This window comes from Variovorax sp. GW821-FHT09D04 (assembly GCF_059416405.1).
Genome location: NZ_JBWKPA010000001.1, coordinates 1,226,156 through 1,247,041 on the forward strand (window position 1 = coordinate 1,226,156; position 20,886 = coordinate 1,247,041).

The window sequence follows — 20,886 nt, forward strand, 5'->3', positions numbered from 1 at the left end:
GCTCAGTTCAGCAGCGCGCCGCGCAGCGCCCCGGCGCCGTCGAGCGCGAGGCTGGCGCGGTACTGGGCCGGCGGCAGGCCGAACCAGCGCTTGCAGGCGCGAAAGAAGTTGCTGACGTCGACGAAGCCCAGCCGGTCGGCCACGTCCGCGAGCGTGTGGCGCTGTTCGGCCAGGTACTGCTTGGCGAGTTCGCGGCGGGTGCGGTCGAGCAGCGCCTGGAACGACACCGACTCCTCCTGCAAGCGGCGCTGCAGCGTGCGGTCAGCCAAGCCCAGGCCCGAGGCCACGTCCTGGCGGCGCGGCTCGCCGTGCTGCAGCCGGCGCGCGATCTCGGCGCACACCAGGCTGGCGGTGGTGGTCTGGCCCAGCAGGTTGAGCTGGTCGTCGAGCAGGTGCTCCTGCATCTCGCCCAGGGCCGGGTGGTGGGTGGGCAGCGGCATGGTCATGTCGGCCGACGACAGCAGCACGCGGTTGGCGGGCGCGTTGAAGCGGATCTCGCAGCCGAAGGCCTCGCGGTGCAGCCGGTCGTTGGCCGGCGGCGGATAGACGAACTCCATGGCCAGCGGCTGCAGCTCGCGCCGCGTGAGCCACTGGCACTGCATGAGCACGGTCAGCAGGGCGTACTCGACGCGCTGGCGCGGGATCGGCAGGCTGCCGCCGGTGTGCTCCATGACCATCCAGCAGCCGCGCGCGTCGGACTGCAGCGAGAACGCGGTGGCGTCGGAGATCACGGCCATGTAGCGCGTGAGCCGCGTGAGCGCCGCGCCCAGGGTGGGGCTGCAGGCCATGGCGTGGCCCACGGTGCCCAGCTTGCTGTGCGTGGCGGCCAGGTCGCGGTCCAGGCCCAGCGTGGGCCGCCCGGCGTGCGCCACGGCCACTTGCCACAGCACCGAGATCTCGTCGACCGGGATGCGCGCGTTCTGGCGGTGCAGCGAGTCGGGGTCGAAGCCGGCATCGCGCAGCAGCGTGGGCACGTTCAGCCCCTCGGCCTCGAACATCGACAGCACCCCCTCCAGCCAGGCGGCCGAGCTGGTGCGCAGCTCGGGCTGCGGACAGCCGGGGCGGCGCGACGGCCGGCGCGAATGGCGCGGCAGGGAGGCTTCTGAAGTCATTCGATTGGCTCGCTTGCGATAGCGGTGAAAACGGGGCCGGTTCCTAGAATTTTTCCAGTGCACGGCGGCCCGGAGTATGGGTGCCGCGCGCCAAGCCAGGAATTCCGATTAACCCGGTGTGGAGACAAAAAATGAAGACAACGACAACAGCACAAGACCAGGGTGCGGCAGGACAGACGGCGATGGCGCGCGCCATTGCAACGGTGGCCACGCTGGCCACCGCGGCGGCGCTTGCGGCCTGCGGCGGCGGTTCGTCGGGGGCGACCGCCTTTCCCGTGTTGCCGCCTGCACCGGCTCCGGCACCCGCGCCCGCTCCGGCACCCGCCGCCGACGGCCCGATGGTGCGCCAGACCACGGCCGGCAAGGTCGAGGGCACGGACGAGAGCGCCAGGAATGGCACCTGGTCCTGGAAGGGTGTTCCGTTCGCCCAGCCGCCGGTCGGCGCGCTGCGCTGGCGCGCACCGGTCGAGCCCGAAGCCTGGACCGGCATCCGCCCGGCCAAGACCTTCGGCAACGCCTGCCTGCAGATCGGCCGGATCTTCAGCCCCGGCACCAGCAACACCTACGACGCCACCATCGGCACCAACCTGGGCAAGCCGGTCGGCAGCGAAGACTGCCTGTTCGTCAACATCTGGCGCCCGGCCACCACCGAGAAGAACCTGCCGGTGCTGCTGTTCATCCACGGCGGAAGCAATATTTCGGGTTACACGGCCGATCCGCTGTACGACGGCGCGGCGCTGGCCAAGGCCACCAACGCGGTGGTCATCACCGCCAGCTACCGCCTGGGCATCCTGGGCTTCCTGAACATGCCGCAGCTGCGACCGGGCGGCACGGCGGGCGACGACTCGGGCAACTTCGCGCTGCTGGACAACATGGCGGCACTGCGCTTCATCCAGGGCAACGTCGCCAACTTCGGCGGCGACCCGGGCAACGTCACGCTGTCGGGCGAATCGGCCGGCGCGACCAACCTGCTGGCGGTGATGACCTCGCCGATGGCCAAGGGCCTGTTCCACAAGGCCTTCGAGATGAGCGGCGGCATTTCGCTCAAGACCAATCTGCCGCCCGGGACGCTGCCGACGCTGCAGCCGGCTTCGGCCTCGCTGACGCAGGGCCAGACGATCCTCGAAAAGCTGCTTGTCGCCGACGGCACCGTGGCCGATGAAGCGGCGGCCAAGGTGTACATCGGCACGCGCTCGCCGGCGCAGATCGCCGAGTACCTGCGTGCGCAAGAGGGTGGGGCGCTGCTGACCAAGGTCACGGCAGCCGGGCAGGGCAACGTGGCGCCGATTCCCGATGGCACGGTGTTGCCGGCGGACCCGATCGGCGCCATCGCAGCCGACAAGTACGTCAAGGTGCCCATGCTCGCGGGCAACACGCGCGACGAGGGCAAGCTCTTCGCGTCGCTGCTGGGCACCATCGGCTTCCCGAAGGCCGGCTGGATCGTCAAGGACGACGCGCGCTTCTTGATGATGTTCAACTTCAACCCCGATGCTGCGCCCACGCTCACGGTGGACCACATCATCGACCCGTTCTACCTTCCGGTAGACAAGGTCGGCACCGGCTACAACGCGGCCACCGCGCTCATCACGAAGGGGCTCTTCGAGGCCAACCGCGACAACCTGCTCAACACCATGAAGACGCGCCAGTCGAACATCTGGCACTACCGTCTCGACTGGTCGCAGGAGGCCGCGCCGTGGAACGACGTGTACGGCGCATCGCACGCCTTCGACCTGCCGTTCGTGTTCGGCAACTTCGAGGGTTCGCTGCTGAGCAACGTGATGGGCGGCAAGGCCAACGAGAAGGGGCGCGTGGCGCTGTCGAGGGCCGTCATGGCCAGCGTCGGGGCCTTCATGCGCAACGGCGATCCGAACACCCCCGAGCTCGGCGCCACCTGGGGAACGTGGCCCTCGCAGTTGCTGCTCGACGCCACGCCCACCGCCACGAAGATCACCGCGGCGCCCTGATCAAAGGGATCGCCGTCCTGCCCCGAGACGCGCCTGGGCAACGCGAGCCACCAACCAGAACGATCACAGAGACAACACCATGAGGATTTCCATGCACCCCCGCCGATGGCGCCTTGCCGCGTCGCTGCTTGCCATCGCGGCGGGCCTTGCGGCCTGCGGTGGCGGTTCGTCGGGCGGCAGCGGGTTCAGCTTCTTTCCGCCCGTCGCCGAAACGCCTCCCGCGCAGCCGCCGGTCGCGCCCGAGACGGGCCCGGTCCGCAAGTGGGGCTACATCACGCTGCCCGACGGCAACAGGATGCGCTACTCGCTGCTGCTGCCCAGCGGAGGCAATGCCACCTATCCGCTGCTGGTCGAGTACGACGGCTACAGCTCGGGCTCGGCCCCGAACATCGGCCAGCGCTGGCTGGCCGAGGGCTATGCGGTGATGGGCCTCAATGTGCCGGGCACCGGCTGCTCGACGGGCGACGACCAGGTCTTCGACGCCAGCACCGGCGCGGCCGGTGCCTTCGCCCTCGAATGGGCCGGCAAGCAGCCATGGTCGAACGGCAAGATCGGCATGATCGGCTACTCGTACTCGGGCTACAACCAGCTGTGGGTGGCCGCGCACCGGCCCAAGGGCCTGCTGGCGATCACGCCCAGCAAGAATGTGACCGATCCGTACCGCGACGTGGGCTACCCGGGCGGCATCAAGAACGTCGGTTTTCCCGCGCAGTGGTGGGGCGGCTTCCCGGCCACCTGGAACCGCGCGGCCGCGCTGGCCGCCAAGCTCGACGGCGACACGGAGTGCGCCAAGACCGTGGCCGACAACATCGAGAAGCTCAAGCGCCCCGATCTCGACCTGACCAAGTGGCTCGAGAACCCGTATGCCGACGGCCTCTACGTGAAGCGCAGCGCGTTCTACGAGACCGGCAAGATCGACATCCCCGCGTTGGGCACCCAGTCGTGGCAGGACGAGCAGATCGGCCCGCGCTCGGGCTACTACGAAGACACCATGGCGCCCGAAAAGATGTGGCTCGTCAGCTCCAACGGCGACCACCACACCAACGTCACCTCCGACTACATCGACGGTACGCTGAAGCGCTTTCTCGCCCATTTCGTGAAGGGCGAGGACAACGGTTTCGAGAAGGAGCCGCACGTGCGCCTGCTGCAGGAAATGCAGCAGACCGACCAGAAGGCGATCAACGGCGCCGCCAAGCTGAAGCAGACGGGCGTGGCCGAGTTCGACCGCCTGCCGGTCAAGGTAAAGCCGATGCGCCTGTGGATGCAGCCGGGCGGCGTGCTCGCCGACGCCAAGCCGACCGTCGGTGCGGCCTCGTCCGACTACCGGTATCCGGTGAAGAGCCCGGTGGTGAACAACCCGGCCGCCGAAGGCTGGCAGGCCGTGGCCGATGCCGAGAAGGACGGCCAGCTCACCTTCACCACCGCCGCCTTGCCCGAGGACCTGAGCTTCTACGGGGAAGGCTCGGCCGACCTGTACCTGAGCGCCACCGCCGACAGCACCGACCTGCAGGTCACGGTGTCGGAAGTGCGGCCCGACGGCAAGGAAATGTTCGTGCAGCGCGGCTGGCTGCGCGCCTCCAAGCGGGCGCTCGACGCCAGCCGCTCCACCGAGCTGCGCCCCTTCGGCGATTTCACCCAGCCCAAGGAAGCGCCGCTGCAGGCCGGTCAGCCCAACCTGGTGCGCATCGAGATCCAGAAGTTCGCCCATGTCTTTCGCGCCGGCTCCAGCATCCGCGTGACGGTGGACTCGCCGTCGCAGACCGGCTTCTGGCTGTTCGGCAACGACACGAGGCCTTCGACCAACACGCTGTGGCACCAGGGCGCGAACGCGTCGAGCATCGTGCTGGGTTATGTCGCCTACCCGCATGCGGCGGCGCTGCCCGAGTGCGGCAAGACGCTGCGCCAGCCGTGCCGCACCAACGTGGTGACGGTGCCCGCGGGCACCGGTCCGAAGGCGCCCACTTGAGCCGCTTCGTTCAATCATGCAGTGCGGGTTTGTGTCATTGTGCAAGTGGCCGAAGCTTGCGTGAATCTCTCGTTCGCAACGCTTTTTGAAGTCATTTCACATAGGAGTCCGTAGATGCTGGGTTTGATGCAAGACCAACCGCTTTTGATCTCGTCGCTGATCGAGTTCGTCGAGCGCCACAACGGCGACGGCGAGATCGTCTCGCGCCGTGTCGAGGGCGATATCCACCGTTGCACCTGGAGCGACATCGCATCGCGCGCCAGGCAGGTGGCCAATGCGCTGGATGGCGAGCAACTGCTGTTCAGCGACCGCATCGCCACCCTGGCCTGGAACGGCTACCGCCACCTGGAGCTGTACTACGGCGTGAGCGGCAGCGGCCGCGTGCTGCACACCATCAACCCGCGCCTGCACCCCGACCAGATCGCGTGGATCGCCAACCATGCCGAAGACCAGATCCTGTGCTTCGACCTGAGCTTCCTGCCGCTCGTGCAGGCGGTGCATGCGCGTTGTCCCACGATCCGGAAATGGGTTGCACTGTGTGATGCCGACAGGCTGCCGGCCGACAGCGGCGTGCCCAACCTCGTGAGCTACGAGGCCTGGATCGGCACGCAGTCCACCACCTACGACTGGCCCACCTTCGACGAGAACTCGGCCTCGAGCATGTGCTACACGAGCGGCACCACGGGCAACCCGAAGGCCGCGCTGTACAGCCACCGCTCGACCATGCTGCATGCCTACGCTGCCGCGCTGCCCGATGTCATGCGCATCTCGGCGCAAGACTCGGTGCTGCCGGTGGTGCCGATGTTCCACGTCAACGCCTGGGGCATTCCGTACTCGGCCGCGCTGGTGGGCTGCAAGCTCGTGTTCCCGGGCCCGTCGCTGGACGGCAAGTCGGTGTACGAACTCATCGAGTCCGAAGGCGTGACCTTCGCGGCCGGCGTGCCCACCGTGTGGCAGATGATGCTGGGCCACATGCAGACCAACGGCCTGAAGTTCAGCAAGCTGAACCGCACCGTCATCGGTGGCTCGGCCTGCCCGCCGGCCATGATCACGGCGTTCCAGGAGAACTACAACGTCGAGGTGCTGCATGCCTGGGGCATGACCGAGATGAGCCCGCTGGGCACGCTGTGCACGCTGAAGAACAAGCACCTGTCGCTGCCCGCCGACGCACAGCTGCAGATCCGCATGAAGCAGGGCCGGGCCATCTTCGGCGTCGACATGAAGATCGTCGACGGCAACGGCGACGAGCTGCCCTGGGACGGCAAGGCCTACGGCGACCTGTTGGTCAAGGGCCCCTGGGTCGTCAAGGAGTACTACAAGGGCGAGGGCGGCAACCCGCTGGTCGCCGACGCCGCAGGCCGGGGCTGGTTCCCCACCGGCGACGTGGCCACCATCGACGCCGAGGGCTACCTGCAGATCACCGACCGCAGCAAGGACGTGATCAAGTCCGGCGGCGAGTGGATCAGCTCCATCGACATCGAGAACATCGCCGTCGCGCACCCGGCCATCGCCATGGCGGCCTGCATCGGCGTGTTCCACCCCAAGTGGGACGAGCGCCCGATCATCGCGGTCGTGAAGAAGCCCGGCGCCGAAGTCACCCGCGAGGAGCTGCTGAAGTTCTACGAGGGCAAGACCGCCAAGTGGCAGATCCCGGACGACGTGGTGTTCGTCGAGGCCATTCCGATCGGCGCCACCGGCAAGATCCTCAAGACCAAGCTTCGCGAACTGCTCAAGGACTACAAGCTGCCGGGCCTCTGAAGCACGGCCAAAGCCCACCCGCACTGTCGCGCACGCGATAGGAAGGCCGCCCCGGCGGCTTTCCTTCCGGGCATTCCCTGTGCGGCGAAGAAAAGGGCGCTTGTACGCTGGCGTCCCGCCTTTCAACCAGGAGACTCTTCATGCACTTCGGTATCAAGTCAGTGGCCGCCTGCGCCATGTTGGTGAGTGTTTCAGCGTCGTTCGCCCAGAAGGGCGAAACCGTCAAGATCGCCTGGCTGGACCCGCTGTCGGGTCTGATGGCGGCCGTGGGCACCAACCAGCTCAAGACGACCCAGTACCTGGCTGACGAGTTCAACAAGAAGAATGCGTCGGGCGTGAAGTTCGAGATCATCGCGATCGACAACAAGCTGAGCCCGCAGGAGACCACCGCGGCGCTGCGTTCGGCGCAGGACCAGGGTGCGCGCTACATCACTCAGGGCAACGGCTCGGGCCCGGCGCTCGCAATCATCGACGCCGTCGAGAAGAACAACGCACGCAATCCCGGCAAGGAACTGCTCTACCTGAACTATGCGGCGGTTGATCCCGACCTCACCAACAGCAAGTGCAGCTACTGGCACTTCCGCCTCGATGCCGACACCTCCATGAAGATGGAAGCGCTGACCACCTGGATGAAGGACCAGGCCGACATCAAGAAGGTCTACATCCTGGGCCAGAACTACTCCCACGGCCAGCAGGTGTCCAAGTTCGCCAAGGACAACCTCAAGACCAAGCGCCCGGACATTCAGATCGTGGGCGATGACCTGCACCCGCTCGCACAGGTGCGCGATTTCTCGCCGTACATCGCCAAGATCAAGGCCTCGGGCGCCGACACGGTCATCACCGGCAACTGGGGCTCCGACCTCTCGCTGCTCATCAAGGCGGCGAACGACTCGGGGCTGGACGTCAAGTTCCTCACGTACTACGCACCGGGCGCCGGCACGCCCACGGCCATGGGCGCCACCTCGGCCGGCAAGGTCTACACCGTGGCCTATGCCCACTACAACATGGGCGGCGAAATCCAGCGGCTGCTGACCGGCTACAAGAAGAAGATGAACGACGACCTGACGCAGTCCTCGATCTATCACACCTTCGCATTGCTCGATGCCGCTTTCGTGCAGACCAAGTCGACCGACCCCGTCAAGGTGGCCGCGGCGCTCGAAGGCATGAAGATCAAGAGCTTCAACGGCGAGGTCGAGATGCGCAAGGCCGACCACCAGTTGCAGCAGGGCCTGTACATCTCGCGCTGGGAGAAGGCCAGCGCCAAGTACCCCTACGACGCCGAGAACACCGGCTACACCAACGTCCCCGTGAAGTATTACGAGTCGTATGTGGCGAGCACGCCCACGACCTGCCAGATGAAGCGCCCCTAGGCGTCTTTGTGAACGCATTTCCTACCCATCGGTAGAAGATACCTACCGCCGGGTAGCAAAAGAAGGAAATGCACTGTCGCCTGCGCGATAGATACGTGCCTTTGCAGCCCCTTCCTTACGGGCATTCCCTGAGGGGTGGGGTGGCAAAGACTTGTACGCTTGTGCAGCGTTTTTGATATCGGTTTGACCAGGAGATATAGATTGAAGTTCGCTCTGAAGATCGCTACCGCCGCCGTGCTCGCGGCAAGTGCCACCGGTGCCCTTGCCCAGAAGGGTGAGACCGTCAAGATCGCGTGGCTGGACCCGCTGTCGGGCCTGATGGCGGCCGTCGGTACCAACCAGCTCAAGACCTTCCAGTTCCTGGCCGAAGAATTCAACAAGAAGAACGTGGCCGGCGTGAAGTTCGAGGTCATCGGCATCGACAACAAGCTCAGCCCGCAGGAAACCACCGCCGCGCTGCGCTCGGCCATGGACCAGGGCGCGCGCTACGTGGTGCAGGGCAACGGCTCCGGCCCGGCGCTGGCCATCATGGACGCGCTCGAAAAGCACAACGCCCGCAACCCGGGCAAGGAAGTCGTGTATTTCAACTACGCGGCCGTCGATCCCGACCTGACCAACAGCAAGTGCAGCTACTGGCACTTCCGCCTCGACGCCGACACCTCCATGAAGATGGAAGCCCTGACCACCTTCATGAAGGACCAGGCCGACATCAAGAAGGTGTACCTGATCAACCAGAACTACTCGCACGGCCAGCAGGTCGCGAAGTACGCCAAGGACAACCTCAAGACCAAGCGCCCCGACGTGCAGATCGTCGGCGACGACCTGCACCCGCTGGCCCAGGTGCGCGACTTCGCGCCCTACATCGCCAAGATCAAGGCCTCGGGCGCCGACACCGTCATCACCGGCAACTGGGGTTCCGACCTCGCGCTGCTCATCAAGTCGGCCAACGATGCAGGCCTGAACGTCAAGTTCTACACCTACTACGCGGTGACCAACGGCACGCCGACCGCCATGGGCGCGGCCTCGGACGGCAAGGTCTACATGGTGGGCTACAGCCACTACAACGCGCCGGGCCCGATCGCGCCGATGATGAACGAGTTCAAGAAGCGCTTCAACGAAGACCTGTACACGACGTCGCCGTACACCGTGTACGCGATGCTCGCCGAAGCCTTCGTGCGCACCAAGTCGACCGACCCCGTCAAGGTGGCCGCCGCCATGGAAGGCATGAAGTTCAAGAGCTTCAACGGCGACGTCGAGATGCGCAAGTCCGACCACCAGCTGCAGCAGGGCCTGTGGATCACGCGCTGGCAGAAGGCCGACGCGAAGAGCCCGTACAGCCCGGAGAACACCGGCTACACGCTGGCACCGGTCAAGTACTACGAGCCCTACGTCTCGAGCACGCCCACCTCGTGCCAGATGAAGCGACCCGGCGGCGCCTCCTGATCGCCTGCTGATCGCCCCCTGACCGGTCGAGGCCCGACTTCAACACTCGGGCCTCTTTCTTTTTCAACCGACACGGAAGACCGATGAACGTCGAATTCTTCGTCATCTCACTGCTCAACGGCGTCAGCTACGGCCTGCTGTTGTTCATGCTGAGCTCTGGCCTTACGCTGATCTTCAGCATGATGGGTGTGCTCAACTTTGCACACGCCAGCTTCTACATGCTGGGCGCCTATTTCGCCTACACCCTGTCAGGCATCGTCGGCTTCTGGCCCGCGCTCTTTCTCTCGCCGCTGCTGGTGGGTGCATTGGGCGCGGCCTTCGAACGCTACAGCCTGCGCCGGGTCCACAAGTTCGGCCACGTGCCCGAGCTGCTGGTGACCTTCGGTCTTTCGTACCTCATCCTCGAGCTGGTCCAGCTGGTCTGGGGCCGCTCCACGGTGCCCTACGGCCTGCCCGAGGCGCTGCAGGGGCCGCTGTTCTCGCTGTACGGCACCCAGTTCCCCAAGTCGCGCTCGTTCATCATGCTGGTGGCGATGCTCATGCTGGTGTCCGTGTGGCTGCTGCTCACGCGCACCCGCATCGGTCTGGTGATCCAGGCGGCGCTGAAGCACCCTGACATGGTCGAGGCGCTGGGCCACAACGTGCCGCGCGTGTTCATGCTGGTGTTCGGCGGCGGTGCCGCGCTGGCTGGCCTGGCGGGCGTGATCGGCGGCAACACCTACGTCACGGAGCCAGCCATGGCCGGTTCGGTCGGCACCATCATCTTCGTGGTGGTGGTGGTCGGCGGCATGGGCTCGCTGGCGGGCGCCTTCCTGGCGTCGCTGCTGATCGGCATCATCCAGACCTTCGCCGTGGCGCTGGACCACTCGCTGGCCACCGCGCTGCAGGCGCTGGGCGTGGCCGTGACCGACCAGACCTTCGGCTACGAGCTGCTCAAGCTCACCATCTCGCAGGTCGCACCGATCCTGCCGTACCTGTTCCTCGTGCTGATCCTCATCTTCCGCCCGAAGGGTCTTCTGGGCACCCGGGAGGACTGACACCATGACCACCGCAACCACCACTTCACCGACGACCCCGACGCGGTACTACCGCTTCAAGCCCTGGAACATCGGGCGCTACCTGGTCTGGGCGCTGTTCGCCCTGGTGCTGATCATCTCGCCGATGCTGTTCAAGAGCAGCCTGGCGCTGACGATGCTCTCGCAGATGGGCTACCTGATCATCATCTGCCTGAGCTACAACATCCTGCTGGGGCAGGGCGGCATGCTGAGCTTCGGCCATGCCGTCTACACCGGCCTGGGCTCGTTCATCGCCATCCACGCGATGAACATGGCGACCAAGGGCGGCCCGACGATTCCGCTGGTGCTCATTCCGCTCGTCGGCGGGCTGGCGGGGATGTTCTTCGCCATCCTGCTGGGCTTCGTGACCACCAAGAAGTCGGGCACCACCTTCGCCATGATCACCATGGGCATCGGCGAGCTCGTGGCCTCGATGGCGCTGATGTTCCCCAGCTTCTTCGGCGGCGAGGGCGGCATCACCACCGACCGCGTGTACGGCCCGAGCTTCTTCGGCTTCACCTTCGGCCCGCAGATCCAGGTGTACTACCTGATCGCCGCGTACTGCTTCGTGTGCACCGCCCTGATGTATGCCTTCACCGGCACGCCGCTGGGCCGCATGCTGAACGCGGTGCGCGACAACCCGGAGCGCGTGGAGTTCATCGGCTACAACACGCAGCGCGTGCGCTACTTCGCGTTCATCATCGCGGGCTTCTTCGCCGGCATCGGCGGCGGCCTGGCCTCGATCAACTTCGAGATCGTGAACGCGGCCGACAGCCTGAACGCCATCCGCTCGGGCGGCTACCTGCTGTTCACTTTCCTGGGCGGCGCGGTGTTCTTCTTCGGCCCGATCATCGGCGCGGTGCTGCTGGTGTTCGCCTCGATCCTGCTGTCCGAACTGTCGAAGGCCTGGCAGCTGTACTTCGGCCTGGTGTTCGTGTTCATGGTGATGTTCGCCCCCGGTGGCATCGCCAGCCTGGTCATGATGAACCTGCGCGTGGCCAAGTTCGGCAAGTTCAACCGCTTCTGGGGCCTGTACGCCGCGCTCGCCGTGGCCCTGGTGCCGGTGGTGGTCGGCGCTGCCGCGCTGATCGAGATGATCTATCACATCCAGCTCAACGCGGCGATGGGCCCGGACCTGAAGTTCTTCGGCACCATGCTGAACACGGCGGGCGTGACCAGCTGGCTGGGCGCCATCGCGATCCTGGCCGTCGGCCTGGGCCTGCTCGAGGTGGCACGGCGCCGCTTCGTGCGGGTCTGGGGCCAGGCGCAGGAAGAGATCGAAGCAGAAATCAAACGTCGGGAGGCGGCGTAAATGAGCGCGCAATACGCATTGGAACTGAAGGCGCTGCGCAAGAATTTCGGCAAGACCGAAATCATCCGCGGCGTGGACCTGGCGGTGAAGGCCGGCGAACGCATCGCCGTGATCGGGCCGAACGGCGCGGGCAAGTCGACGCTGTTCAACCTGATCAGCGGGCGGCTCACGCCCACCAGCGGCGAGGTGCTGCTCAACGGGCAGCGCATCGACGGCAAGAAGCCCTATGAAATCAACCGCCTGGGGCTGTCGCGCAGCTTCCAGATCACCAACATCTTCCCGAAGCTCAGCGTCTTCGAGAACCTGCGCTGCGGCGTGCTGTGGAGCCTGGGCTACAAGTACACCTTCCTGCGCTTTCTCTCGAACCTGGACGACGCCAACGCACGCACCGAAGAGCTCATCAAGCAGATCGGCCTGGAGCGCAAGCGCGACGTGCATGCGGTGAACCTCACCTATGCCGAGCAGCGCGCGCTCGAGATCGGCGTGACCATCGCCGGCGGCGCCGGCGTGATCCTGCTGGACGAGCCCACGGCCGGCATGAGCAAGACCGAGACCTCGCACTTCATCTCGCTCATCAAGCACGTCACCGTCGGCAAGACACTGTTGACGGTGGAGCACGACATGGGCGTGGTCTTCGGGCTGGCCGACAAGATCGCCGTGGTGGTCTACGGCGAAGTCATCGCCTTCGACACGCCGGCTGCCGTGCGCGCCAATGCACGCGTGCAGGAGGCGTATCTGGGTTCGTCGGTTGCCGACGCGCAAGGGGCGGGACACTGACATGCTGAAGCTTCACGACATCCACGCCTACTACGGCAAGAGCCATGTGCTGCATGGCGTTTCCTTCGACGTCCGCCCGGGCGAGATCGTGGCCCTGCTGGGTCGCAACGGCTCGGGCCGTTCGACCACGGCCAAGGCCATCATGGGCCTGGTGCATGCCGAGGGCACGCTGCAGTGGAAGGGCGGCGACATCCTGCGCCGCAAGGCCTACGAGATCGCGCACATGGGCATCGGCTACGTGCCCGAGAACCGCGACATCTTCCCCAAGCTCACGGTGCACCAGAACCTGCTCCTGGGGCAGAAGGGCTCGGGCAAGGGCAGCCGCTGGTCGTTCGACGACATGTACGGCATGTTCCCGCGCCTGAAGGAGCGCCAGCACACCGAGGCCGGCGTGCTCTCGGGCGGGGAGCAGCAGATGCTCACGCTGTGCCGCACGCTCATGGGCGACCCCGACCTGATCATCATCGACGAGCCCACCGAAGGCCTCGCGCCCAAGATCGTCGAGCTGGTGGGGCAGTACCTGCGCACGCTGAAGGACAAGGGCATCTCGGTGCTCCTCATCGAGCAGAAGCTCACCATCGCGATGCAGATCTCGGACCGCGCGCTCGTCATGGGCCACGGCAGCATCGTGTTCGACGGGACGCCCGACAGCCTGCGCGCCGACGGCACCACCCGCAGGGAGTGGCTGGAGGTTTAAGCAAACCCCCAGGCTTCGCGCACTTCGTGTCGCGCGCGCCTTCCCCCTTGCAGGGGGCAACACCTGCGGCCCGGCAAAGCCGGTTCCGCGGTGTTCCTGGAAAGTCCGGCTCTCTCTTGAGGCCCTTGTCCCGACAGCGACTGCGTGCCATTGTTCGGCCACGCAAAACGCCTAGAATCTTCGAAAAAGAACACTCGTGCTTTTTCTTCTTTTTCTTCACACACCAAGGAACGCAGCATGACGGCTGAATACAAAGTGCTCGGCGATGTCGCCGTGATCACCCTGACCAACCCGCCGGTCAACGGTCTCGGCTTCTCGACACGCATCGGCATCACCGACGGCCTGTCCAAGGCCAATGCCGATAGCGCCGTCAAGGCCATCGTCATCACCGGCGCCGGCAAGGCGTTCTCGGGCGGTGCGGACATCAAGGAATTCGGCACGCCCAAGGCGCTGCAAGAGCCCAACCTGCTGAGCGTGATCCTCTCGCTCGAAGCCTCGCCCAAGCCCATCGTCGCAGCCATCCACTCCGTGTGCATGGGCGGCGGCCTCGAGCTGGCGCTCGGCTGCCACTACCGCGTGGCCGCACCGGGCACCAGCGTGGCACTGCCTGAAGTCAAGCTCGGCCTGCTGCCGGGTGCCGGCGGCACGCAGCGCCTGCCGCGCGTGATCGGCGTGGAAACCGCCCTCAACATGATCGTCAGCGGCGAGCCCGTGAAGAGCGAGCTGCTCGCCAGCCTGCCGGGCCAGAAGCTGTTCGACAAGCTGGCCGCCTCGGCCGAGTCGGTGTTCGACGAAGCCGTCGAGTTCGCCAAGTCGGTTGCTGCCAAGGGCGGCGAGCTGCCGCTCGTGCGCAACCTGCCGTGCAAGCACCCGCAAGGCGATGCCTACTTCCAGTTCGCCAAGAACATGGTCGGCGGCATGTCGAAGAACTACCCCGCGCCGCTGAAGTGCGTCGACGCCGTGCAGGCCGCGACCAAGATGAAGTTCGACGACGGCATGGCCGAAGAGCGCCGCCTCTTTACCGCGCTGATGTTCACGCCCGAATCGCTGGCCCTGCGCCACCTGTTCATGGCCGAGCGCGCCGCGAGCAAGATTCCCGACGTGCCCGAAGACACGCCCAAGCGCGACATCAAGGCTGTGGGCGTGATCGGCGCCGGCACCATGGGCGGCGGCATCTCGATGAACTTCCTGAACGCGGGCATCCCCGTCAAGATCCTCGAGATGAAGCAAGAGGCGCTCGATCGCGGCATTGCCACCATCAAGAAGAACTACGAAGCCCAGGTCAAGAAGGGCAAGCTCAAGCAGGACAAGTACGAGCAGCGCATGGCGCTTCTGAGCACCACGCTGAGCTACGACGACCTGAAGGACGCCGACCTCATCATCGAAGCAGTGTTCGAAGAAATCGGCGTCAAGGAAAAGGTCTTCAAGGAACTCGATCGCGTCGCCAAGAAGGGCGCCATCCTGGCCTCGAACACCTCGACGCTCGACGTCGACAAGATCGCCTCGTTCACCGACCGTCCGCAGGACGTGGTCGGCATGCACTTCTTCAGCCCCGCCAACGTGATGAAGCTGCTCGAAGTGGTGCGCGGCAAGGCCACGTCCAAGGACGTGCTGGCCACCGTGATGGCCATCGGCAAGAAGATCAAGAAGACCTCCGTCGTGTCGGGCGTGTGCGACGGCTTCATCGGCAACCGCATGATCGAGCAGTACAGCCGCCAGGCCGGCTTCCTGCTGGACGAAGGCGCCACGCCGCAGCAGGTCGACAAGGCCATCGAGAAGTTCGGCTTCGCCATGGGCCCGTTCCGCATGGGCGACCTGGCCGGCAACGACATCGGCTGGGCGATCCGCAAGCGCCGCGCCGTCGAGCGCGCCGACATGAAGTACAGCCGCACGGCCGACAAGCTGTGCGAACTGGGCCGCTTCGGCCAGAAGACCGGGGCAGGGTGGTACGACTACCAGGCCGGCAAGCGCGACGCCATTCCGTCGGAACTCGTCAACAAGATGATCGAGGATCATCGCAAGGAACTGGGCATCACGCCGCGCAAGATCTCCGACACGGAAATCGTGCAGCGCCTGGTGTTCGCCCTCGTCAACGAAGGCGCACACATCCTGGAAGACGGCATTGCTTCCAAGTCGGGCGACATCGACATGGTGTACCTCACCGGCTACGGCTTCCCGATCTACCGCGGTGGCCCGATGCACTACGCCTCGCAGGTCGGCCTGTACAACGTGGCCGAGACGATGAAGCGCTTTGCGCAGAACCCGCGCGACGACGCCGAGTTCTGGCAGCCCGCACCGCTGATCCAGAAGCTGGTGGCCGAAGGCAAGTCCTTCAGCTGAGTCTGAACCGGGATCAAGACCGCCCATGTTGAAACGCATCTTCCTCGGGCTGCTGCTGGTGCTCCTGGCACTCGTGGCGGCCGTGGCGGTCAAGACCTGGACCACGCCATCGCAGCAACTTGCGGTGGCGCCCGCACCGAAGCTCGAGATCGACCTGCAGGCGGCTGCGAAGCGGCTGGCCGGCGCGATTCCGATCCGCACGGTGTCGAGCCTGGACGACCCGGCCGCCAACCTGGCCGAGTTCGACAAGCTGCACGCCTACCTGGCGCAGCAGTACCCGAAGGTCCACGCCACCCTCAAGAAGGAAGTGGTGGGCCAGAAGGCCTTGCTCTACACCTGGACCGGCACCGACGCGCAAGCCAAGCCCATCGCGCTCATGGCGCACCAGGACATGGTGCCCATCGCGCCCGGCACCGAAAAGGCCTGGTCGGTCGACCCCTTCGCGGGCGAGATCAAGGACGGCTTCGTCTGGGGCCGCGGCACGCTCGACAACAAGGGCAACCTGTTTGCGCAGATGGAAGCCATCGAGTTGCTCATCGGCAGCGGCTTCCAGCCCAAGCAGACGGTCTACCTCGTGATGGGCGACGACGAAGAGGTGAGCGGCCTGCGCGGCGCGCAGCCCATCGCCGAACTGCTCAAGTCGCGCGGCGTGAAGCTCGACTGGGTGCTCGACGAAGGCCTGCTCGTGCTCGACGGCGTGCTGCCCGGCCTGAGCAAGCCCGCGGCACTCATCGGCCTGGCGGAGAAGGGCTACGGCACCTTCTTCCTGTCGCTCGATACCGCGCCCGGCCACTCGTCGATGCCGCCGCAAAAGAGCGCCATCGGCCGCATGAGCGCCGCGCTCGCGCGGCTCGAAGCAACGCCGATGCCCGGCGGCATCCAGGGCGTGGCCGGCCAGATGTTCGGCGCGCTCGCGCCCGAGATGGGCGGCGTCAACCGCGTCATGCTGTCGAACCTGTGGCTCACCGAGCCGCTGGTGCGCGGCCAGCTCGAGAAGAGCCCGAGCAGCAACGCCATGCTGCGCACGACCACCGCGCTGACCATCGTGCGTGCCGGCAACAAGGACAACGTGCTGCCCGGCCGTGCCGAGGCCGCTGTCAACTTCCGCGTGCTGCCCGGCGACACGCTGGCCAGCGTCGAGGCGCATCTGCGCAAGGCGCTGGGCGACGACGACATCAAGGTCAAGCCGTACCCCGGCAACTCGGAGCCCTCGCCGGTGTCGCCCACCGACAGCACCGGCTACCGCGCGATCCAGCAGGCCGTGCGCCAGAGCTTCCCCGACGCCGTGGTGGCGCCCGGTCTCATGACCGCCGCCACCGATTCCCGCCACTTCAGCCTCGTGAGCGATGCCGTCTTCCGTTTCTCGCCGTTCCGCGTGAAGAGCGAGGACCTGGCGCGCTTCCATGGCAACAACGAACGCCTGGCCATCTCGAACTACGGCGAGATGATCGGCTTCTATCACCAGCTCCTGAGCAACACCAACGCTGCTCCGGCGCAATGACGACCCCGTCTTCTCCCTCTTTTCCCTTCCATCTTCAAAGGACCTCACCATGACCAGCGCCGTCATCGTTTCCACCGCCCGCACGCCGCTCGCGAAGAGCTGGAAGGGTGCCTTCAACATGACCCACGGCGCCACGCTGGGCGGCCATGCCGTGCAGCACGCGGTGCAGCGCGCCGGCATCGACCCGGCCTCGGTCGACGACGTCATCATGGGTTGCGCCACGCCCGAAGGCGCCACCGGCTCCAACATCGCGCGTCAGATCGCCCTGCGCGCCGGCCTGCCGGTCACCACCTCGGGCATGACCATCAACCGTTTCTGCTCGTCGGGCCTGCAGACCATCGCCACCGCCGCCCAGCGCATCATCGCGGGCGAGGGCGACGTCTACGTGGCCGGCGGCGTCGAGAGCATCTCGTGCGTGCAGAACGAGGCCAACACGCACATGCTGGCCGACCCGTGGCTCGTGAAGCACAAGCCCGAGATCTACTGGAACATGCTGCAGACCGCCGAGCAGGTCGCCAAGCGCTACAACATCGGCCGCGACGCCATGGACGAGTACGGCGCACAGAGCCAGCAGCGCGCCACCGCCGCGCTCGAAGCGGGCCTCTTCAAGGCAGAAATTGCCCCCATCACCGTGCTGGCTGGCGTGGCCGACCCCGTGATGGGCCTGCGCACCAAGGAAGTCACGATCGAGAACGATGAAGGCATCCGCCCCGGCACCACCAAGGAAGGCATCAGCGGCATCCGCTCGGCCATGCCCGGCGGCCTGATCTCGGCCGGCAACGCCAGCCAGTTCTCCGACGGCGGCGGCGCCTGCGTGCTGGTCGACGAGAAGTACGCGCAGCAGAAGGGCCTGGCGCCCATCGGCCGTTTCCTCGGCTTCGCCGTGGCCGGTTGCGAACCCGACGAAATGGGCATCGGCCCGGTCTTCGCCATCCCCAAGGTGCTCAAGCGCCTGGGCCTCACGGTCAACGACATCGACCTGTGGGAGCTGAACGAAGCCTTCGCCGTACAGGTCATCTACTGCCGCGACAAGCTGGGCATTCCGGGCGACCGCCTGAACGTCAACGGCGGCGCCATCGCCGTGGGCCACCCCTACGGCGTGAGCGGCCAGCGCCTCACGGGCCACGCGCTCATCGAAGGCAAGCGCCGCGGCGCCAAGAAGGTCGTGGTCACGATGTGCATCGGCGGCGGCATGGGCGCCGCGGGCGTGTTCGAGGTCCTGTAACCATGTCCGGCTTGGGCAATGACCAGGAGGAGGTCTCGCCCGAAGCCGTCCTGGCTGTCCTTGAGTATGGCCGCGGCGTGCTGGCCGCGCAGCCCTTCAGCGTGCTGATCGGCGCCGAGCTGCACGCACTCGCGCCGGGCCATGCCGAGCTCCAGCTGCCGCTCACCGCGCAGCTGAAGCAGCAGCACGGTTTCGCCCATGGCGGCATCGTGAGCTACATGGCCGACAACGCGCTGACCTTTGCAGGCGGCAGCGCCTTGCGCGTGCCGGTCGTGACCTCCGAATTCAAGATCAACTACGTGCGGCCCGCCATCGGCCAGCGGCTGATTGCGCGCGCCCGGGCCGTGCACACCGGCAGCTCGCAGGCCGTGTGCACCTGCGAGGTGGTGGCGGTGGCCGACGACGGCACCGAGAAGCTCTGCGCGCTGGCGCAGGGCACCATCGCCAAGCTGCCCGATTCCCCGAAGAAGACTTCGTCGCCCGCGAAGTCGTAGCCTGAAGAAGACATCACCATGAGCCTGCGTCCCACCCTCGACTTTCTGCTCTACGACTGGCTCGACGCCGAGAAGCTCAACCAGAGCGAGCGTTTTGCCGACCACTCGCGCGAGACCTTCGACGCCGTGCTCGACACCTGCGAGCGCATCGCGCGTGAAAAGTACGCACCGTTCAACCGCACCGTCGACACGCAGGAACCGCATTTCGACGGCGAGAAGGTCATCCTGCCGCAGGCCACGCACGACGCGCACAAGGCCTTCGTCGAGTCCGGCATGCTGTGCGCCGCACAGGACTACGACATCGGCGGCATGCAGCTGCCGTACACGGTGCAGGCCGCGGCCAACAGCTTCTTCGCGATGGCCTCGGTGAGCATCGGCTCGAACATGCTCACCAGCGGCAACGCGAACCTGCTCATGGTGCACGGCACCGAGAAGCAGAAAGAGGTGTTCGCCAGGAATGAATTCTCGGGCCGCTGGGCGGGCACCATGTGCCTGTCGGAGCCGCAGGCCGGCTCGTCGCTGAGCGACGTGGCCACGCGCGCCGTGCCCGACGGCGCCGACTTTCAAAACGACCCGCTGGGCCCACGCTTTCGGCTCACGGGCAACAAGATGTGGATCTCGGCGGGCGACCACGAGCTGACCGAGAACATCGTGCACATCGTGCTGGCCAAGATCCCCGACGAGAACGGCAAGCTCATTCCCGGTACGCGCGGCATTTCGCTGTTCATCGTGCCCAAGCGCATGGTGGACACGCAGGGCGAACTCACCGGTGAGCGCAACGACGTGGCGCTGGCCGGCCTGAACCACAAGCTCGGCTGGCGCGGCACCACCAACACGCTCCTGAACTTCGGCGAGGGCAAGTACCCGGTCGGCGGCAAGGCCGGTGCGGTGGGCTACCTGGTCGGCGCGCCCGGCAAGGGCCTGCACTGCATGTTCCACATGATGAACGAGGCCCGCATCGGCGTCGGCACCGCCGCCACCATGCTCGGCATGGCCGGCTACTACGCCTCGCTCGACTACGCCAAGAGCCGCCCGCAGGGCCGGCTGGTGAAGAAGCCCGAAGCGGCCGGCGCCGCCGTCGTCAAGGACTCGGCCGCGCCGCAGGTGCGCATCATCGAGCACGCCGACGTGCGCCGCATGCTGCTCGCCCAGAAGGCGTACTGCGAGGGCGCGCTGGCGCTGGAGCTGTACTGCGCCCGCCTGGTCGACACGCAAAAAACCGGCGACGCCGCACAGGCCGACGACGCCCGCCTGCTGCTCGAAGTGCTCACGCCCATCGCCAAGAGCTGGCCCAGCGAGTGGTGCCTGGAGGCCAATTCGCTGGCGATCCAGGTGCACGGCGGCTACGGCTACACGCGCGACTTCCCGGTGGAGCAGTACTGGCGCGACAACCGCCTGAACATGATCCACGAGGGCACGCACGGCATCCAGGCGGCCGACCTGCTGGGCCGCAAGGTGCTGATGGAAAAGGGCCGCGGCCTGCAACTGCTGGCCGGCCGTGTCACCGAGACCATCGGCCGCGCCGCCAAGGTGCCGGCGCTGGCGCCGCACGCCAAGGCGCTGGGCGCCGCGCTGCAGCGCATCGGCAGCGCCACGGAGGCCGCCTGGTCCACCGGCGACCCGGCCGACGCGCTGGCCAACGCCGTGCCCTACATGCAGGCCTTCGGCCACACGGTGCTGGCCTGGATCTGGCTCGACGTGGCGCTGCGGGCCCTGGAAATCGACGCACAGAAGGCGAGGGCGGTAACAGCTGGCAAGATCGGCGCCACGGACTATTTCTTCCACTACGAGCTGCCGAAAATCGGTGCCTGGCTCAACGTGGTGGAGAGCCGTGACCCGACCTGTACCGCTTTGCCCGAGGACGCTTTCTGA

General features: G+C 66.3%; 15 protein-coding genes. 14 read left to right on the forward strand and 1 reads right to left on the reverse strand.

Annotated elements, in window-relative coordinates:
- Positions 1–2: 2 nt before the first annotated feature.
- Positions 3–1,094 (reverse strand): AraC family transcriptional regulator, encoded by a 1,092-nt coding sequence (locus tag AC07O4_RS05695; RefSeq protein WP_139701692.1) that lies wholly within the window; start codon positions 1,092–1,094, stop codon positions 3–5.
- 149 nt (positions 1,095–1,243) lie between these two features.
- Here AC07O4_RS05695 and AC07O4_RS05700 point away from each other — a divergent pair, with 149 nt between their 5' ends.
- The 14 genes from AC07O4_RS05700 to AC07O4_RS05765 all read left to right on the forward strand — a co-directional run bounded on the left by AC07O4_RS05700 (position 1,244) and on the right by AC07O4_RS05765 (position 20,886).
- Positions 1,244–3,076 carry a carboxylesterase/lipase family protein gene (locus AC07O4_RS05700; RefSeq protein WP_495303963.1) on the forward strand — a complete coding sequence of 611 codons (1,833 nt, stop codon included), beginning with the start codon at positions 1,244–1,246 and terminating at the stop codon, positions 3,074–3,076.
- A 91-nt stretch (positions 3,077–3,167) separates the two neighbouring features.
- The gene (locus tag AC07O4_RS05705; RefSeq protein ID WP_495303964.1) at positions 3,168–5,042 is read left to right on the forward strand and encodes a CocE/NonD family hydrolase; all 1,875 of its coding nucleotides are present in this window, start codon (positions 3,168–3,170) and stop codon (positions 5,040–5,042) included.
- A gap of 114 nt (positions 5,043–5,156) precedes the next feature.
- The gene (locus AC07O4_RS05710; protein ID WP_495303965.1) at positions 5,157–6,800 is read left to right on the forward strand and encodes a 3-(methylthio)propionyl-CoA ligase; all 1,644 of its coding nucleotides are present in this window, start codon (positions 5,157–5,159) and stop codon (positions 6,798–6,800) included.
- A 140-nt stretch (positions 6,801–6,940) separates the two neighbouring features.
- Positions 6,941–8,170 carry a branched-chain amino acid ABC transporter substrate-binding protein gene (locus AC07O4_RS05715; protein ID WP_062471303.1) on the forward strand — a complete coding sequence of 410 codons (1,230 nt, stop codon included), beginning with the start codon at positions 6,941–6,943 and terminating at the stop codon, positions 8,168–8,170.
- Between the two features lie 201 nt (positions 8,171–8,371).
- Positions 8,372–9,613: a branched-chain amino acid ABC transporter substrate-binding protein gene (locus tag AC07O4_RS05720; RefSeq protein ID WP_062471306.1), complete on the forward strand. Its 1,242-nt coding sequence runs from the start codon at positions 8,372–8,374 to the stop codon at positions 9,611–9,613.
- A gap of 83 nt (positions 9,614–9,696) precedes the next feature.
- On the forward strand, positions 9,697–10,650 hold the full coding sequence (locus AC07O4_RS05725) for a branched-chain amino acid ABC transporter permease (RefSeq protein ID WP_062471309.1): 954 nt from the start codon (positions 9,697–9,699) through the stop codon (positions 10,648–10,650).
- Positions 10,651–10,654: 4 nt separating this feature from the next.
- A complete protein-coding gene (locus tag AC07O4_RS05730; RefSeq protein WP_062471312.1) occupies positions 10,655–11,980 on the forward strand; it encodes a branched-chain amino acid ABC transporter permease in 1,326 nt (441 codons plus the stop codon).
- Positions 11,981–12,757, forward strand: a complete 777-nt coding sequence (locus AC07O4_RS05735) for an ABC transporter ATP-binding protein (protein WP_062471315.1) — start codon at positions 11,981–11,983, stop codon at positions 12,755–12,757.
- 1 nt (position 12,758) lies between these two features.
- Complete coding sequence (locus AC07O4_RS05740; protein WP_062471318.1) at positions 12,759–13,454, forward strand: ABC transporter ATP-binding protein; 696 nt, start codon at positions 12,759–12,761, stop codon at positions 13,452–13,454.
- A gap of 237 nt (positions 13,455–13,691) precedes the next feature.
- Positions 13,692–15,794, forward strand: a complete 2,103-nt coding sequence (locus AC07O4_RS05745; RefSeq protein ID WP_062471322.1) for a 3-hydroxyacyl-CoA dehydrogenase NAD-binding domain-containing protein — start codon at positions 13,692–13,694, stop codon at positions 15,792–15,794.
- Positions 15,795–15,819: 25 nt separating this feature from the next.
- Entirely contained in the window at positions 15,820–17,295 is a 1,476-nt protein-coding gene (locus AC07O4_RS05750; protein ID WP_495303966.1) for a M20 family peptidase, read from the forward strand.
- A 49-nt stretch (positions 17,296–17,344) separates the two neighbouring features.
- Positions 17,345–18,520 (forward strand): acetyl-CoA C-acyltransferase, encoded by a 1,176-nt coding sequence (locus tag AC07O4_RS05755; RefSeq protein ID WP_495265702.1) that lies wholly within the window; start codon positions 17,345–17,347, stop codon positions 18,518–18,520.
- Between the two features lie 2 nt (positions 18,521–18,522).
- Positions 18,523–19,014 carry a PaaI family thioesterase gene (locus AC07O4_RS05760; RefSeq protein ID WP_495303967.1) on the forward strand — a complete coding sequence of 164 codons (492 nt, stop codon included), beginning with the start codon at positions 18,523–18,525 and terminating at the stop codon, positions 19,012–19,014.
- Between the two features lie 18 nt (positions 19,015–19,032).
- Positions 19,033–20,886 (forward strand): acyl-CoA dehydrogenase, encoded by a 1,854-nt coding sequence (locus AC07O4_RS05765; RefSeq protein WP_495303968.1) that lies wholly within the window; start codon positions 19,033–19,035, stop codon positions 20,884–20,886.